Source organism: Halomonas heilongjiangensis (assembly GCF_002879645.1).
In the GTDB taxonomy this organism is placed as follows: Bacteria; Pseudomonadota; Gammaproteobacteria; order Pseudomonadales; family Halomonadaceae; genus Halomonas; species Halomonas heilongjiangensis.
This window is the reverse complement of sequence record NZ_PNRE01000019.1, coordinates 125218-142829: the sequence shown is the minus strand read 5'-3', so window position 1 is coordinate 142829 and position 17612 is coordinate 125218. Positions and strand designations below refer to the sequence as shown.

At 66.5% G+C, this 17612-nt stretch carries 11 protein-coding genes; all 11 read left to right on the top strand.

The features are described 5' to 3' along the window. The first annotated feature begins 31 nt into the window (after positions 1-31). Positions 32-2695, top strand: coding sequence for a pyruvate dehydrogenase (acetyl-transferring), homodimeric type (gene aceE, locus C1H66_RS03860; protein ID WP_102626589.1), 2664 nt, complete (start codon positions 32-34; stop codon positions 2693-2695). A gap of 17 nt (positions 2696-2712) precedes the next feature. Then, on the top strand, positions 2713-3990 hold the full coding sequence (gene aceF, locus C1H66_RS03855; RefSeq protein WP_102626588.1) for a dihydrolipoyllysine-residue acetyltransferase: 1278 nt from the start codon (positions 2713-2715) through the stop codon (positions 3988-3990). A gap of 12 nt (positions 3991-4002) precedes the next feature. Next, entirely contained in the window at positions 4003-6108 is a 2106-nt protein-coding gene (lpdA, locus tag C1H66_RS03850) for a dihydrolipoyl dehydrogenase (RefSeq protein WP_102626587.1), read from the top strand. Positions 6109-6279: 171 nt separating this feature from the next. Then, the gene (locus tag C1H66_RS03845) at positions 6280-7824 is read left to right on the top strand and encodes an SLC13 family permease (RefSeq protein ID WP_102626586.1); all 1545 of its coding nucleotides are present in this window, start codon (positions 6280-6282) and stop codon (positions 7822-7824) included. 366 nt (positions 7825-8190) lie between these two features. After that, entirely contained in the window at positions 8191-9960 is a 1770-nt protein-coding gene (locus C1H66_RS03840) for a transporter substrate-binding domain-containing protein (protein ID WP_102626585.1), read from the top strand. Positions 9961-10013: 53 nt separating this feature from the next. Next, positions 10014-11438, top strand: coding sequence for a sigma-54-dependent transcriptional regulator (locus tag C1H66_RS03835; RefSeq protein WP_102626584.1), 1425 nt, complete (start codon positions 10014-10016; stop codon positions 11436-11438). A 380-nt stretch (positions 11439-11818) separates the two neighbouring features. Beyond that, positions 11819-13282, top strand: coding sequence for an alanine/glycine:cation symporter family protein (locus C1H66_RS03830; RefSeq protein ID WP_102626583.1), 1464 nt, complete (start codon positions 11819-11821; stop codon positions 13280-13282). Positions 13283-13388: 106 nt separating this feature from the next. Then, positions 13389-14342: a glutaminase B gene (gene glsB, locus C1H66_RS03825; protein WP_306417653.1), complete on the top strand. Its 954-nt coding sequence runs from the start codon at positions 13389-13391 to the stop codon at positions 14340-14342. Between the two features lie 65 nt (positions 14343-14407). Continuing rightward, positions 14408-15040, top strand: coding sequence for a guanylate kinase (gmk, locus tag C1H66_RS03820; RefSeq protein ID WP_102626623.1), 633 nt, complete (start codon positions 14408-14410; stop codon positions 15038-15040). 94 nt (positions 15041-15134) lie between these two features. Next, a complete protein-coding gene (rpoZ, locus tag C1H66_RS03815; RefSeq protein WP_102626582.1) occupies positions 15135-15395 on the top strand; it encodes a DNA-directed RNA polymerase subunit omega in 261 nt (86 codons plus the stop codon). Between the two features lie 66 nt (positions 15396-15461). Next, complete coding sequence (locus C1H66_RS03810) at positions 15462-17597, top strand: RelA/SpoT family protein (protein ID WP_102626581.1); 2136 nt, start codon at positions 15462-15464, stop codon at positions 17595-17597. Positions 17598-17612: the final 15 nt, after the last annotated feature.

Below are 17612 nucleotides of genomic sequence, written 5' to 3'. Positions count from 1 at the left end.
ACAATTCCGACCCAATCAAGGGAGATGATCCATGGCATTCGAAAACTACAGCGACTTCGATCCACAGGAAACCCGGGAGTGGCAGGAAGCCGTCGATGTGGTGGTGGAGCGGGTGGGCCCCGAGCGGGCCACCTACCTGCTGCACAAGGCGGTGGAAGAAGCCTATCGGACCGGCGCCGAGGCGCCGGACACCACCCGCACGCCCTATGTGAACACCATACCGCCGCACAAGGAGGCCAAGCTGCCCGGCGACGAAGCCTTGCTGCAGCGGCTGATCGCCTACCTGCGCTGGAACGCCATGGCGATGGTGGTGCGCGCCAACAAGAAGCCCGCCGAACCCGGAGGGCATATCGCCAGCTACCAGTCCTCGGCGGTGATGTACGAGGTGGGTTTCAATCACTTCTGGCAGGCCCCCACCGACAGCCACGGGGGAGACATCATCTATTTCCAGGGACACTGCGCCCCGGGCATCTACGCACGGGCCTTCCTGGAGGGGCGGCTCTCCGAGGAGCAGCTGGAGAACTTCCGCCTGGAAGTGGATGGCAAGGGGATCTCTTCCTATCCCCACCCCTATCTGATGCCGGACTTCTGGCAGGTCTCCACCGTCTCCATGGGCCTGGGGCCGATCATGGCCATCTATCAGGCACGCTTCATGAAGTACCTCCACCACCGGGGGCTGGCCGATACCGAGGGACGCAAGGTCTGGGCGTTCCTGGGTGACGGCGAGATGGACGAGCCCCAGTCCCAGGGTGCCATCGCCCTGGCCAGCCGCGAAAAGCTCGACAACCTGATCTTCGTGATCAACTGCAATCTGCAGCGCCTGGACGGCCCGGTGCGGGGCAACAGCAAGATCGTCCAGGAACTGGAGGGCAACTTCCGGGGCGCGGGCTGGAACGTCATCAAGTGCCTGTGGGGGTCGGGCTGGGACGAGCTGCTGGCCAAGGACACCAAGGGGCTGTTGCGCCAGCGCATGGAGGAGTGCGTCGACGGCGAGTATCAGAACTTCAAGGTCAAGGGTGGCGGCTACATCCGCGAGCACTTCTTCGGCAAGTATCCGGAGCTCAAGGAAATGGTCGCCCATATGTCGGACGACGACATCTACTACAAGCTGATCCGCGGTGGCCACGACCCGCAGAAGGTCTACGCGGCCTATCACGCGGCGGTCAACACCCGGGACAAGCCCTCGGTGCTGCTGATGAAGACCGTCAAGGGCTACGGCATGGGCGAAGGGGGCGAGGGCCAGAACATCACTCACCAGAAGAAGAAGCTGGGCGAGGATAACCTCCGCTACTTCCACCAGCGCTTCGACCTGCCCTTGAGCGACGAACAGGTCACCAAGGCGGCGTTCTTCAAGCCCCCCGAGGAGAGCGCCGAGATGCAGCTCCTGCATGGGCAGCGCAAGGCGCTGGGCGGCTACCTGCCCCAGCGCCAGCGCAACGGCGATCGGCTCGAGGCACCCCCCCTGGAGATGTTCAAGCAGGTGCTGGCGGACACCGGTGAGCGCACCATGTCCACCACCATGGCCATGGTGCGCATCATGGTCTCCCTGGCCCGGGACAAGACCCTGGGGCCGCGGCTGACCCCGATCGTCGCCGACGAGTCGCGCACCTTCGGCATGGAGGGCATGTTCCGGCAGATCGGTATCTATGCCCCCGAAGGGCAGAAGTACGTGCCCATGGACGCCGAGGAGATCATGCCCTATCGGGAGGACCAGAAAGGCCAGATCCTGCAGGAGGGTATCAACGAGGACGGGGCCATGTCCTCATGGATCGCCGTGGCCACGTCGTACAGCAACCACGGGGTCACCATGATCCCGTTCTATGTCTACTACTCCATGTTCGGCTTCCAGCGCATCGGCGATCTGGCCTGGGCGGCCGGGGACATGCTGGCACGGGGTTTCCTGATCGGCGGCACCTCGGGGCGCACCACCCTGAACGGCGAGGGCTTGCAGCACCAGGACGGGCACAGCCAGCTGTTCGCCCAGTTCATCCCCAACTGCATCGCCTATGACCCCACCTTCCACTACGAGGTGGCGGTGATCGTGCGCGATGGCCTCAAGCGCATGTACGAGGATCAGGAGAACGTCTTCTACTACATCACCACGCTGAACGAGAACTACCATCATCCGGCACTTCCCGAAGGCGCCGAAGAGGGCATCATCAAGGGCATGTACTCCTTCAGCAAGGCCGAGGGCAAGGGGCCACGGGTACAGCTGCTGGGCTGTGGCAGCATCCTCAACGAGGTGATTGCCGCGGTGGACCTGCTGCACGACGACTGGGGCGTGGCGGCCGACGTCTGGAGTTGCCCGAGCTTCAATGAACTGGCCCGCGACGGCCACGCCGTCAAGCGCTGGAACCGGCTGCATCCCGGGAAGAGAGCGCGCAAGAGTCATGTCGAGGCGTGCCTGGAAGGCACCGAAGGGCCGGTCATCGCCTCCACCGACTACATCCGGATGTTCGCCGAACAGATCCGTCCCTTCGTGCCGCGGTGTTACGAGGTACTGGGTACCGACGGCTTCGGCCGCTCCGACAGCCGCGAGGCCCTGCGCCGCCATTTCGAGGTGGATCGTCATTACGTCACCCTGGCCGCGCTGCAGGCCCTGGTCGACGAGGGCAAGCTCAAGAGCGGCAAGGTCCGGGATGCCATCGCGAAATACGGCATCGACCCCGAAAAGCCCAACCCCCTGTACGCCTGAGCCGGAGGAGAACAAAAGTGGCCATCCAAGACATCAAGGTACCGGACATCGGCGACTACACCGATGTCCCGATCATCGAAATCCACGTCCAGGCCGGCGACAAGATCCAGGTCGAGGACCCGCTGATCACCGTGGAGTCCGACAAGGCCTCCATGGACGTGCCTGCGCCTGCCGCGGGTACGGTGAAGGAGGTCAAGGTCAAGCTCGGCGACACGGTCTCCGAGGGGTCGACGATCCTGATGCTGGAGGCGGAAGGAGAGGGTGAGGGGGATTCACCCTCCGCCCCTGCCCCCTCTCCCGCCGAGGAAGCAGGGAACAGGCCGCCACCGTCGGCGGCTCCCTCCAGCGCACCGTCGACCGGCCAGATCGCGGATTTCAGCCGGGTTCACGCCAGTCCCTCGGCTCGCCGTCTGGCCCGCGAACTCGAGGTGGACCTGCCCCGAGTGCCGCCCACCGGCCTCAAGGGCCGGGTCACCCAGGAGGACATACGCAACTTCGCCAAGGGTGGCGCCCCGGCGGCGGCTAGCGCTTCAACTGGCGCTCCAACCGCTGGCGGGGGCCTGGATCTGCTGCCCTGGCCCAAGGTCGACTTCACCAAGTTCGGCCCGGTGGAGACCAAGCCGCTGTCGCGCATCAAGAAGATCTCCGGCGCCAACCTGCATCGCAACTGGGTGCAGATTCCCCACGTCACCAACCACGACGAGGCCGACATCACCGACCTGGAGGCCTTCCGGGTACAGTTCAACAAGGCCAACGAGAAGGCCGGCATCAAGGTCAGCATGCTGGCATTCATGATCAAGGCCGCGGTCGCCTCCCTGAAGCAGTTCCCCGAGTTCAATGCCTCCCTGGACGGCGACAACCTGATCCTCAAGCAGTACTACCACATCGGCTTCGCCGCCGACACGCCCCATGGCCTGGTGGTGCCGGTGATCCGCGACGCGGACCAGAAAGGCGTGGCCGAGATCGCCCAGGAAATGGGGGCGCTGGCCAAGCTGGCCCGCGACGGCAAGCTCAAGCCCGACCAGATGCAGGGCGGCTGTTTCACCATCTCCTCGCTGGGTGGGATCGGCGGGCTCTATTTCACGCCCATCATCAACGCCCCGGAAGTGGCCATCATGGGCGTGTGTCGCTCCTACTGGAAGCAGGTCTCGCCGGACGGCAAGCAGTCGGAGTGGCGGTTCGTGCTGCCGCTGTCGCTGTCCTGGGATCACCGGGTGATCGACGGCGCCGCCGCGGCCCGTTTCAACGTCCATTTCGCCAACCTGCTCGCCGACATGCGGCGCATCATCATGTGAGGAATCGACGACATGGCCAATGCAATCGAAGTCAAGGTGCCCGACATCGGTGATTTCAAGGACGTCGAGATCATCGAAGTGCTGGTCAAGCCGGGCGATGCGATCGACATCGAAACCCCGCTGATCACCCTGGAGACCGACAAGGCCTCCATGGACGTGCCGTCCCCGATATCGGGCACGGTCGGAGAGCTCAAGGTCAAGGAGGGGGACAAGGTCTCCGAAGGCTCGACCATCCTGATGCTGGAGCCGGCCGAGACCGGATCCCGGGTGGCGGACCACGAACCGCATCCGACGGTCCATAACAAAGGGGTTGGCTCGGCGGCGCCCGGCGATGCCGGCGGTGGTTATGGCGGCGGCAGCCTGGAAGAGGTTCGGGTGCCGGACATCGGCGATTTCGGCGACGTTCCGATCATCGAAGTGCTGGTACGCGCGGGCGATACCATCCGTGCCGAGGACCCGCTGATCACCGTGGAGTCCGACAAGGCCTCCATGGACGTGCCCGCGCCCAAGGCCGGCAAGGTCAGCGAGGTGCTGGTGACGGTCGGCGACAAGGTCTCGCAAGGCTCGGCGATCCTGATGCTGGAAGCGGAAGGCAAATCCCCCGCCGCCCCACCCGCTGCCGCCGGGGGAGCAGGCGAACAGAAAGCGGCTGCGCCTGCGGCGGCCACCCATACCGGCGGGGCCGACCTCGAATGCGAGATGCTGGTGCTCGGCGCCGGGCCGGGCGGCTACTCGGCCGCCTTCCGGTCCGCCGACCTGGGCATGAAGACCGTGCTGGTGGAACGCTATGCCACCCTCGGCGGGGTCTGCCTGAACGTCGGCTGCATCCCCTCCAAGGCGCTGCTGCATGTGGCGGCGGTCACCGACGCGGCCAATGACCTGGCCGATCACGGCATCGCCTTCGGGAAGCCGAAGATCGATCTCGACAAACTGCGCGGCTGGAAGGAAAAGGTCGTCGGCAAGCTCACCGGGGGCCTGGCCGGCATGGCCAAGGCACGCAAGGTCCAGACGGTGCGCGGGGTAGGGAAATTCCTCGACCCGCATCACCTGGAAGTCACCCTGACCAGCGGCGATGGCCAGGAGCCGACCGGCGACAAGCAGGTGGTGAAGTTCGACAAGTGCATCATCGCCGCCGGTTCGCAGTCGGTGACACTGCCCTTCATTCCCGACGACCCCCGGGTGGTCGACTCCACCGGCGCCCTGGAACTGACCACCATCCCCAAGCGCATGCTGGTCATCGGCGGCGGCATCATCGGCCTGGAGATGGCCACGGTCTACTCCAGCCTGGGCACCCGCATCGACGTGGTCGAGATGCTCGACGGGCTGATGACCGGCGCCGACCGCGACCTGGTCAAGGTCTGGGAGAAGGTCAACACGCCGCGCTTCGACAAGGTGATGCTCAAGACCCGGACCACCGCCGTGAAGGCCCAGAAGAACGGCCTCAAGGTCAGCTTCGAGGGCGACAACGCCCCCGCCGAGCCACAGCTGTACGACATGATCCTGCAGTCGGTCGGGCGCAGCCCCAACGGCAACAAGATCGGTGCCGAGAACGCCGGCGTGGCGGTCGACGAACGCGGCTTCATCGCCACCGACAAGCAGATGCGCACCAACGTCGGGCACATCTTCGCCATCGGCGACATCATCGGCCAGCCGATGCTGGCTCACAAGGCGGTGCATGAGGCCCATGTCGCGGCGGAAGTCGCCGCCGGCCAGAAGAGTGTCTTCGATGCCCGCCAGATACCCTCGGTGGCCTACACCGACCCGGAAGTGGCCTGGGCCGGCAAGACCGAGGCCGAATGCAAGGCCGAGGGCATCAAGTACGGCAAGGCGGTTTTCCCCTGGGCGGCCAGCGGTCGGGCGATCGCCAACGGCCGCGACGAGGGTTTCACCAAGCTGCTGTTCGACGAGGAGACCCATCGCATCATCGGCGGCGCCATCGTCGGCACCCAGGCGGGGGACCTGATCAGCGAGCTGTGCCTGGCCATCGAGATGGGCTGCGACCCGGTCGACATCGGCAAGACCATCCACCCGCATCCGACCCTGGGCGAGTCGGTCGGCATGGCCGCCGAACTGTTCGAAGGCGTCTGTACCGATCTGCCACCGCAGAAGAAGCGCTAGGGCGAATGCCATCGGACTGCTGATGTCGGATGCCCGACATCAGCCGTCAACCTTGTCACGGCGGAACATGCATGAATCCAGGAGGAGATGACGATGGCCGCACAACCTCGCCAGCAAGGAGAATACGAAGACTTTTCCGGGGAGCAAGGGGCCGGTGGGCGATCCGCGAAAATGACATGGGGCCTGCGCGCCTTCGGGTTGCTCATGGCGCTGCTGGTCTGGCTCGCCATGGGCCAGGCCGAAGGGCTGTCATCGGATGCGCGCTGGGTCGCCACGATCGCCACCCTGATGGCGGTCTGGTGGATGACCGAGGCGATCCCGCTCTCGGCCACGGCCCTGCTGCCGATCGTGCTGATCCCGATGCTGACGGAGCGGACGGTTGGCCAGGCCACGGCGCCCTATGCCAGTTCCATCGTGTTCCTTTTCCTCGGCGGCTTCCTGATCGCCATCGCCATGGAGAAATGGAACCTCCACCGCCGCATCGCGCTCTTGACGCTGGCCCGGGTCGGGGTCGAGCCGCAGCGGATCGTGCTCGGCATGATGCTCGCCACGGGCTTCCTGTCGATGTGGGTCTCCAATACCGCGACGACGCTGATGATGCTGCCGATCGGGCTGTCCGTGCTCCGCCTGGTGGCGGAGCGCAGCGGCGAGTCCGCGGAATCGGTCGCCCCCGGCCACGACCCCGCAGGCCACGAACATGACCACCACCGGGCCGGTCATGTGGACTTCATCTTCGACGAGAACATCCAGCGGTTCGGCGTCTGCCTGCTCCTGGCGATCGCCTGGTCGGCGAGCATGGGCGGCCTCGGCACCCTGCTCGGCAGCCCGCCGAACGCCATCGTCGCCGGCTACGCCGCCGGCGAGCTGGGTCGCACCATCGGCTTCCTCGAATGGATGATGCTCGGCGTGCCGCTGGGCCTTACCTTCATCCTGGTGGGCTGGGTGTTGATGACCCGCGTGCTCTACCGGTTCAAGGTCGCGGAGATCCCCGGCGGCAAGGAGATGATCGACGGCGAGATCCACAAGCTCGGCCCGCTCAGTCAGGGCGAGAAGATGGTGATGCTCGTCTTCGGCTCGGCGGCGTTCCTGTGGGTCGTCCCCGGGGTGCTCTCCAACCTGCCGTGGATAGGTGAGCGGTTGGGGCCGCTGGCCGAGCTCGACGACACCGCCATCGCCATCGCCGCCGGCATCGCGATGTTCATCCTGCCCGCGCGAGGGCGCAGCGAGATGGTGCTGACCTGGCAGGACGCCGAGGACGGGCTGCCCTGGGGGGTACTGCTGCTGTTCGGCGGTGGCCTGAGCCTCGCCGGTGCGGTCGCGGGGACCGGTCTCGACAGCTGGTTCGGCGAGCAGATCACCGGGCTTCAGGTGCTGCCGATCATCCTGTTGGTCGCCGCCGTGGCCACGATCGTGCTCTTCCTCACGGAGGTCACCAGCAATACGGCGACGGCCGCGACCTTCATCCCCGTGCTCGGGGGTGTGGCGCTCGCCATCGGCGCCGACCCGATGACGCTGCTCATCCCGGCCGCCTTCGCCGCGACCTGCGCCTTCATGCTGCCGGTCGGCACGCCGCCGAACGCCATCGTCTTCGGCACCGGCGCGGTCACCATCGCCCAGATGGCGCGCGGCGGCGTCGTTCTCAACGTTGTCGGGGTCGTCTTGATCACCCTCTTCTGCTATATGATCGGCGGCTTCGCGCTCGGGCTGCAGTTCTGATCCCCGGCGGTGGGCGGTGCCGCGACGGACCGTGGCCCGGTTCGACGCAGCGCCGCCTCTTTGCCCCGCGAATGGGGCGACGACCCGACACCCGGCGTCACCATGAGCCAATCGGCGGAGCTCGGCCACACTGGCCGGGGGCGGCGGTGCAGGCAGTCAATAGCCACTGCCGTACCGCTTCAGTAGAATGCCCTCAGTCCCCTGGCCGGGCAGCACCCCGTCAGTCCCGGTAGCGATTGGGAGCCCCAGCCGATTGGGGAGCAAGCCTGCATTCCAGCCACCCAACCAAAATGTAACTTTCTGATTGCTGATTAAAAAAATATCGCCACCCTATTTCAAGATCCAGAATAACGAGTCGAGGTACGGATGACGGCAAGCCGGGCGGTGTCCTGTCGAACGCCTCTCCCCGCCGTCTCGCGGTGGGTGCGGCTGGCGGCACTGGTCGCCTGGCTGGCCGCGCCCCTGCCGGGCTGGGGGCAGGCCGAGGCGGACGCTCCCGATGGCGCCAGGGAGGTCATCGTCGTCGGTGGCGATCATTACCACCCGCCCTACGAGTTCCTCGACGAGGACGGCGAGCCGGCCGGCTATAACGTGGAGCTGACCCGGGCCATCGCCGAGGTCATGGGCATCGAGGTGCGCATCGAACTGAAGCCGTGGAGCGAGGTACGCCGTGAGCTGGAGCAGGGCGAGATCGATATCCTCCAGGGCATGTCCTACTCCGAGGCGCGTACCGCACACTTCGACTTCACGCCGCCCCACGCCATCGTCCATCAGTCGATCTTCGCCCGCCGCGGCGACCCGGTGGTGGAAGTCGAGGCGCTGCACGGCAAGGAGGTGATCGTCCAGCGCGGCGACATCATGCACGACTACCTGATCGAGCACGACATCGGCGCCGTGGTGATCCCCGTGGACACCCACGCCGACGCGCTGCGGGCGCTGGCCGCCGGCCAGCACGATTATGCCCTGGTCGCCAACCTGCCCGCGCTCTACCTCAGCCGCGAGCTGGGCCTGACCAACCTGGTGCCGGTGGCGCGGCCCTTCTCGCTGCGCTACGGCTACGCGGTGAGGCAGGGCGATGCCAACCTGCTGGCCAAGTTCAGCGAGGGGCTCGCCATCCTCAAGAACACCGGCCGTCACCAGGCGATCTATGATCGCTGGCTGGGCCCGCTGGAGGGCCGCGAGGGCATCCCGTGGCAGAAGGTCGGCCAGGTCGGCGCGGCGCTCTCCGCGCTGCTATTGCTGGTACTAGGCGCCATCGTGATCTGGAACCGGACGCTCAAGCGACAGGTCGCCAGCCGCACCGAGGAGCTGCGCCAGCATCAGCAGCAACTGATCCAGGCCGACAAGATGGCCTCCCTCGGCATTCTCGTCTCGGGCGTCGCCCACGAGATCAACAACCCCAGCAGCCTGCTGCTGCTGAACCTGCCGGTGCTGCGCGACGCCTATGCCGACGCCGAGCCCATTCTCGAGGCGCACTACCGCACCCACGGCGATTTCCGGTTCGGCGGGCTGCCCTATTCACGCATGCGCGAGGAGCTTCCCTGCATGATCGACGACATGCAGGAGGGCACCCGTCGCATCAAGCGCATCGTCGGCGATCTCAAGGATTTCGCCCGCCAGGGCGGTGACGAGCAGGGCGAGAGCGTCGATCTCAATGCGGTGGTGGGCACCGCCATTCGCCTGGTCGATAGCTCGATTCGCAAGGCCACCCGGCGCTTCGCCACGCACTACGCGGAGGACCTGCCCGTCATCGAAGGCAATGCCCAGCGCATCGAGCAGGTGGTGATCAACCTGGTGCTGAATGCCTGCCAGGCGCTACAGGACCCGGCGCAGGGCATTCAATTGACGACGCGCCACGATAGCGCCACGGGCAGGGTCGTGCTGGAAGTCCGCGACGAGGGTCGGGGCATCGAGCCCGACGCGATGAGCCGGCTGACGGACCCCTTCTTCACCACCCGGCGCGAATGCGGCGGCACCGGGCTGGGGCTGTCCGTCTCCGCCGGCATCGTGCGCGAGCACCATGGCACCCTGACCTTCGCGTCGAGCCCGGGCGAGGGCACGACCGTCACCCTCGCCCTGCCGGTGCCACCGCAACCGCCCCCCGCCGAGGCGCCGTCGCCCCCGGCGCCGGGCTGAAAAGTCGCGAGAGCACCCCACGCACTCCTGGACTGTTAGGTGGAAAGCGTCCGATGACGAAGAATCTCTACCCCTCCTTTGGCCTGCTGCTCGTCGATGACGAGCCCTCCTTCCTGCGCAGCCTGAGCATCGCGCTCGAGCGCTCGGGCGGCATCACCAACATCCACCGCTGCCAGGACAGCCGGGAGGTCTTGACGCTGCTGGAACGCGAGAACATCGGCCTGGTGACCCTCGACCTGACCATGCCCCACCTCTCGGGCGAGCAGCTGCTGGCCCGCATCGTCGAGGAGCACCCGGACGTCGGCGTGATCGTGATCAGCGGCCTGAATCAGGTGGAAACAGCCGTGAACTGCATCAAGCAGGGGGCCTTCGACTACTTCGTCAAGACCGACGAGGAAGGCCGGCTACTCGAGGGCATCAAACGCGCCATTCGCCTGCAGGAGCTGCGCCAGGAGAACCAGGAGCTGCGCAAGCGCTTCCTCAACGATACCCTCGAACACCCCGAGGCCTTCGCCCGCATCGTCACTGCCGACAAGGGCATGCGTTCGGTTTTCCAGTACCTGGAGTCGGTGGCGCCCACCAGCCAGCCGATCCTGATCGGCGGCGAGAGCGGTGTGGGCAAGGAGCTGATCGCCCGCGCGGCCCATGACCTGAGCGGCCGCCAGGGCCCCCTGGTGTGCGTCAACGTGGCGGGGCTCGACGACAACGTCTTCGCCGATACCCTGTTCGGCCACCAGCGCGGCGCCTTCACCGGCGCCGACCAGGAGCGTGCCGGCATGATCGAGCAGGCGGCGGATGGCACCCTCCTGCTCGACGAGATCGGCGATCTGAGCATGGCCTCCCAGGTCAAGCTGCTGCGCCTGTTGCAGGAGGGCGACTACTATCCCCTCGGCAGCGACCGCCCCAGGCGCATGCGGGCGCGGGTCGTGGTGGCGACCCACCAGGACCTGGATGAGAAGCAGCGGGCGGGCACCTTTCGCAAGGACCTCTACTACCGGCTGCGCACCCACCAGGTGCATATCCCGTCGCTGCGACAACGCAAGTCGGACATCCCGCTGCTGCTGGAGCATTTCCTCGCCGAAGCGGCCGACGAGCTGGGCAAGCACAAGCCCTCCTATCCCCCGGAACTGCCGGTACTGCTGTCCAACTACGGCTTTCCCGGCAACGTGCGCGAGCTGCGCGCCATGGTCTTCGATGCCATGAGCGTGCACCGCTCCAGGACCCTGTCCATGGAGGTCTTCAAGCGCGCCATGCAGCGCACGAACGACACGCCGCTGCCCCACCCCGTCACCCGGCACACCGCGTTCGCGCCCGACGAACCCCTGCCGACACTGCATGCGGTCGCCGACCAGCTGGTCGACGAAGCGATGAAGCGCGCCGAAGGCAACCAGTCCATCGCCTCGCGCCTGCTGGGCATCTCCCAGCCGGCGCTGAGCAAGCGGCTGAAGAAGATGCGCGAAGCCAGGCCGGACGGCTAGACAGCCTGCCGCCAACCCCTATAACCGGCGACATACCCATAACCCTGGTTATAGAACTTCACAAACCATTGTATTGATTGTGTTTTCCATGCCAACGGCAGTCATCTGGAGGCCCGTGGTTATACCCCTTCGCCTCGCCCCGCCCCGTGGCTCATCACCATTATCCCTTATATGACAGTGGGTTATATGTTCTCCCCGGGGTGGCACGCGATTTGCGTGGTAGCTGCCGGCCCGTGACGTCACACGGGCCCCGGATAGCCCGGCAACGACAGAGACGATTCAGGGGTTCGAATCATCATGCCAAGAACAATCCTGGCGCCGGCCGACACGGCTGCTACGCGCCTTTCCATGCCGACAACAACCACCGGTGGAGACTCATGATGCTGGATATCATCAACGACATACTCTGGGGCAAGATACTGATCGTGCTGCTGATCGCGGTCGGCATCGGCTTCACCCTCGCCTCCCGCTTCGTCCAGTTCCGCCACTTCGGCCGCATGTTCCGGATCCTGAGTGCCAGCCAGGCATTCCGGCGGGACAAGCACGGCCACCTGAGCTCCTTCCAGGCCTTGCTGTTGTCCGTGGCCGGCCGTGTCGGCGGCGGCAACATCGCCGGGGTGGCGGTCGCCATCACCCTCGGCGGCCCCGGGGCCATCTTCTGGATGTGGGTGGTCGGCCTGATGGGCATGGCCACCAGCTACCTGGAATGCACCCTCGCCCAGACCTACAAGACGGCCGAACCCAATGGCACCTACCGGGGTGGGCCGGCGTACTACATCGCCCGCGGGCTGGGCAGCCAATGGCGCTGGCTGGCACTGCTCTACTCGGCACTGCTGCTGGTGACCTTCGGTTTCGGCTTCACCGCCCTGCAGTCCTATGCCGTCGCCACCTCGCTTGACGATGCCTTCGGCGTGCCGGTGCTCTTCACCGGGATCGCCATGGCCGTGATCGTCGGCCTGATCATCTTCGGCGGCGTCAAGCGGATCGCCCGGGTGACGGAGGTCCTGGTACCGGTGATGGCGGTCGGCTACCTGCTGGTCGCCATCGTGGTGCTGGCCCTGAACGTCACCCGCCTCCCCGAGGTGTTCCTGCTGATCGTCCACAGCGCCTTCGGGCTCGAGCAGGCGATCGGCGGCGGCATCGGCGCGGCCATCATGATGGGCGTCAAGCGCGGCCTGTTCTCCAACGAGGCGGGGCTGGGCAGCGCGCCGAACGTGGCGGCGGTCGCCTACGTGCCGCACCCGGCCAACCAGGGCATCGTGCAGGCCTTCTCGGTGTTCATCGATACCCTGATCATCTGCTCGGCCACGGCCTTCATCATCCTGCTCAGCGGCATCTACGACCCGGCCAGCACCGCCGATATCGGCGGCGTGGCGCTGACCCAGGCCTCTCTGGCCGAGCACGTGGGCGAATGGGGTCGCAGCTTCGTCAGCATCGCGCTGCTGCTGTTCGGCTTCAGCACCATCCTCTACAACTACTACCTGGGGGAGAACAGCCTCAACTTCTTCAGCCGCCAGAACGTGACGCTGTTCAATGCCTTCCGTGTCGCCATCATCGCGCTGTGCGCCTGGGGGGCCACCACCGACCTGGGCACGGTGTTCGGCTTCGCCGACGTGACCATGGGCTTTCTGGCACTGGCCAACCTCATCGCCCTGATCATGCTGTTCAAGCCCGGCCTCAGGATCATGCGCGACTTCGACGCGCAGATCGCCGCCGGCGTCGAACAGCCCATCTTCGATGCCGGCAAGTTCACCGACCTGGACATCGACCCGGCCGCCTGGGACATCGAGCCCGAGGACCTGCTCGCGCGGCAGCAGCCAGCAGCCAGCCCCTCGTCCAGCTAGGCCTCAACCGGCCCGGCCATGGCCGGGCCTTCCCTCGTCCCTGTCAGGGGTCACGGCGACACATGACTACCCGTACGAAACATGATCCGACCCGAGGCCCGGCGCCATGCTGACGATGCAGTCATGGGTGGAGGAAATAGACCGACGCGCACGGGAGACGCTGGGGCAGGGCCGCGTCGCCGATTACATCCCGGCGCTCGCGGAGCAGGATGCCAATCGCTTCGGCATCGCGATCTGCACCAACGACGGGGCGCGATACACGGCCGGCGATGCCCAGGAGCCGTTCTCCATCCAGAGCCTGTCGAAGGTGTTCCTGCTGACCCTGGCCCTGCGCGCGCACGGGGACGCGCTGTGGCAACGGGTCGGCCTCAACCCCTCGGGAATGCCATTCAACTCCCTGACGCAGCTGGAAGCGGAGCGCGGCAAGCCCAGAAACCCCTTCATCAACGCCGGCGCCATCGTGGTCGCCGACCATCTGGTCAGCGCCTTCGCCACCCCCTCGAAGCACATCCAGGACATCGCCAGGACGCTGTCCGGCAACGCCTCGATCCTGATCGACAGGCACGTGCTGGCGTCGGAATGGCAGCACCGCTCCAGGAATGCCGCCATGGCTTACCTGATGAAGGCCTTCGGCAATATCGACAACGAGGTCGACGCCGTCCTCGACGCCTATTTCTCCTGCTGCTCGCTACGCATGAGCTGCCTCGACCTCGCCGTCGCCATGAACTACCTCGCCGCGGACGGCCACGCCCTGGCGACCGGCAAGTCGTTCATCACACCGGACCTGGCGCGCCGGATCAATTCGATCATGTTCACCTGCGGCATGTACGATGCCGCGGGTGACTTCGCCTACCGCGTGGGCCTGCCGGCCAAGAGCGGCGTCGGGGGCGGCATCGTCGCCATCGTACCCGGCCGGCTGTCGGTCTGCGCCTGGTCGCCGGCGCTCGACGCGGCCGGCAACTCGGTGGCCGCCCAGCATGCCCTCGAGCTGCTCACCGACAAGCTGGGAGTCCGGATCGCCAATACCGCTCCAGCCGGAGTGGGGGGCGGCTCCAGGTAGAAGCCGGTGGGCATTGTGCGATAATGTACGCCCTTCCTCGAAGCGGCTCGATCGGACCCATGCCCATGGCCCAAGGTACACTCTTCATCGTTTCCGCCCCCTCCGGTGCCGGCAAGACCAGCCTGGTGCGCGAGCTGATCGAGAGCCTCGACGGCCTCCAGGTCTCGGTCTCGCACACCACGCGTCAGCGCCGGCCCGGCGAGGTGGACGGCGTCAACTATCACTTCGTCGACGTGCCGGGCTTCGAGGCGATGATCGAACGGGGCGAGTTCTTCGAATACGCCCGGGTGTTCGACAACTACTACGGCACCTCCCGCCCGGCCGTGGAAGCCATGCTGGCCGCCGGCCAGGACGTCATCCTGGAGATCGACTGGCAGGGCGCACGCCAGGTACGCAGCCAGTTGCCCGAGGCCGTGTCGATCTTCATCCTGCCCCCCTCCCGCAGCGAGCTGGAGCACCGCCTGGCCAGCCGTGGCACCGACGAGCACGCGGTGATCGCCCGCCGCATGCGCGAGGCGGTCAAGGAGATGTCGCACTTCGATGAGTACGACTACCTGGTGATCAATGACGACTTCACCACCGCCCTGCGCGAGCTCCAGTCACTGGTCATCGCCCGCCGCCTGACCCTGGCGCGGGTCCGCGAGCGTCACGGCCCCCTGCTCGCTGCCCTCTTGTCAGGCGAGCCGGGCGTCGAGTAACCTATTGGGTCTATCCATTGGTGGAATCCTCGCCCGCGACCACCCTCACCGCGGGCCCCGCGTCGATTCCCCACCGGCATTCAGGAAGGCACCCATGGCGCGAGTCACAGTCGAAGATTGTCTGGAAAACGTCGAAAACCGTTTCAAGCTGGTGATGATCTCCACCCAGCGTGCCCGCCAGCTGGCCCGCGGCTCCCGCGATGCCCTGCTGCCCTGGGAGAACGACAAGGCCACCGTCATGGCCCTGCGCGAGATCGCCGAAGGCCTGATCGACGAGAACGTGCTCGACGAGCCGGTCGAGGCGCCGGTGCGCATCCGCCGCGAACCCGAGCCGGGCTTCGCCGCCGAGGAGTGACCCCGCCCGACGGCTTCCCGCCGCCTCATTTCGCAGGGCACTCACGCAGGATTCAGGGCGCGCCGCATGTTCACCATCGATGACCTGGCCGACCGTCTCGGCGGCTACCTTCCTCCCGACGAGATCCGGCAGGTCAAGCGCGCCTTCTACTACGCCGAGCAGGCCCACGATGGCCAGCGGCGTCGCTCCGGCGAGCCCTATGTCACCCATCCGCTGGCCGTGGCCAATATCCTGGCCAACATGCACATGGACCATCAGAGCCTGATGGCGGCCATGCTGCACGACGTGATCGAGGATACCGGGGTCGGCAAGGAGGCCCTGGCCGAGCAGTTCGGCAAGCCGGTGGCGGAGCTGGTCGACGGCGTTTCCAAGCTGACCCAGATCACCTTCGAGGACAAGGCGGTCGCCCAGGCCGAGAACTTCCAGAAGATGGTGCTGGCGATGTCCCGGGACATCCGGGTGATCATCGTCAAGCTCGCCGACCGCCTGCACAACATGCGCACCCTGGGCGCCCTGCGCCCCGAGAAGAAGCGCCGCATCGCCCGCGAGACGCTCGAGATCTACGCCCGCATCGCCAGCCGGCTGGGCATCAACACCATCCGCGTGGAGCTCGAGGACCTCTCCTTCCAGGCCCTGCACCCGATGCGCGCCGAGCGCATCAAGCGCGCCGTCTCCAGCGCCCGCGGCAACCGCCGCTCGGCGATCCGCCAGATCCAGCATGCCCTGCAGACGAGCCTCGACGACGAGGGGTTGCCCGGCACCGTGGTCGGCCGCCAGAAACACCTGCTGTCGATCTACAAGAAGATGCGCGACCAGCGCAAGCCGTTCGCCGAGATCATGGACGTCTTCGGCTTCCGCATCATCACCGACGACGTCGACAGCTGCTACCGTATCCTCGGCGTGGTGCACAACCTCTACAAGCCGGTGCCGGGCCGCTTCAAGGACTATATCGCCATCCCCAAGGCCAACGGCTACCAGAGCCTGCACACCACCCTGTTCGGCTCGAGCGGCATGCCCATCGAGGTGCAGATCCGCACCCGCGAGATGGAGGCGATGGCCAACAACGGCATCGCCGCCCACTGGCTCTACAAGGCCGGCCAGACCGAGCACCCCATCGCCGAGGGCAGCCACGCCCGGGCCCGGGCCTGGGTCAAGGGGCTGCTGGAGATGCAGCGCCACGCCGGGGACTCGCTGGAGTTCATCGAGCACGTCAAGAACGACCTCTTCCCCGACGACATCTACGTCTTCACGCCCAAGGGCGACATCATGGAGCTGCCCCAGGGCGCCACGGTGATCGACTTCGCCTATAGCGTGCACACCGACATCGGCAACAGCTGCATCGCCTGCCGCATCGACCGCCACCTGGCACCGCTCTCCACCCGGCTCGAGAGCGGCCAGACCCTGGAGATCATCACCGCCCCCGGCGCCAAGCCCAACCTGGCCTGGCTCAACTTCGTGGTCACCGCCAAGGCGCGCTCGGCGATCCGTCATGCCCTGAAGCACCAGCAGCAGACCGAGGCGGTGCAGCTCGGCCGGCGCCTGCTCAACAAGTCCCTGGCCGATTTCGAGACCAGCCTGGAGGAGCTGCCCGGCGGCCCGCTCCACACCCTGCTGGCCGAGCTGGCGCTGAAGCACGAGGAGGGCCTGCTCGAGTCCATCGGCCTGGGCACCCGGGTCGCCCACGTGGTGGCACGCCGGCTGATCGACCTGCAGCACGGCGAGGCGCGCGAGACGACGGATCGCCAGGGCCGGCCCCACGGTCCCATCGTGATCAGCGGTGCCGAGGGCATGGTGATCAAGTTCGCCCGCTGCTGCCACCCGCTGCCCGGCGACCCGGTGATCGGCCATCTCTCGGTAGGCAAGGGGATCGTGGTGCATCGCACCGAGTGCCGCAATCTCGGCGAACTCAAGAACGACCCGGACAAGCTGTTCCCCCTGGAGTGGTCCGACGAGATCGACGAGGACTTCCCCGTCGCGCTGCGCCTCGAGGTGGAGAGCCGCCGCGGTCTGGTGGCCGAACTCGCCGGCCTGGTCACCGACGCCGGGGCCAACATCGAGCGCATCGGCATCGAGGAGCGTGACGCCCGGCTGTCGATCGTGCACCTGACCCTGGCGGTGCACGACCGCGTGCACCTGGCCAGGATCATCAAGCGCCTGCGCAACCTGTCCCACATCGGCAGGATCTCGCGCGTCGGCAACTGAGTCATTCCCCGAGCG

Coding starts and splice junctions, on each gene's coding strand:
- aceE (WP_102626589.1), top strand. CDS start 32: ATGGCATTCGAAAACTACAGCGACTTCGATCCACAGGAAACCCGGGAG.
- lpdA (WP_102626587.1), top strand. CDS start 4,003: ATGGCCAATGCAATCGAAGTCAAGGTGCCCGACATCGGTGATTTCAAG.
- C1H66_RS03845 (WP_102626586.1), top strand. CDS start 6,280: ATGACATGGGGCCTGCGCGCCTTCGGGTTGCTCATGGCGCTGCTGGTC.
- C1H66_RS03840 (WP_102626585.1), top strand. CDS start 8,191: ATGACGGCAAGCCGGGCGGTGTCCTGTCGAACGCCTCTCCCCGCCGTC.
- C1H66_RS03835 (WP_102626584.1), top strand. CDS start 10,014: ATGACGAAGAATCTCTACCCCTCCTTTGGCCTGCTGCTCGTCGATGAC.
- C1H66_RS03830 (WP_102626583.1), top strand. CDS start 11,819: ATGCTGGATATCATCAACGACATACTCTGGGGCAAGATACTGATCGTG.
- glsB (WP_306417653.1), top strand. CDS start 13,389: ATGCTGACGATGCAGTCATGGGTGGAGGAAATAGACCGACGCGCACGG.
- gmk (WP_102626623.1), top strand. CDS start 14,408: ATGGCCCAAGGTACACTCTTCATCGTTTCCGCCCCCTCCGGTGCCGGC.
- rpoZ (WP_102626582.1), top strand. CDS start 15,135: ATGGCGCGAGTCACAGTCGAAGATTGTCTGGAAAACGTCGAAAACCGT.
- C1H66_RS03810 (WP_102626581.1), top strand. CDS start 15,462: ATGTTCACCATCGATGACCTGGCCGACCGTCTCGGCGGCTACCTTCCT.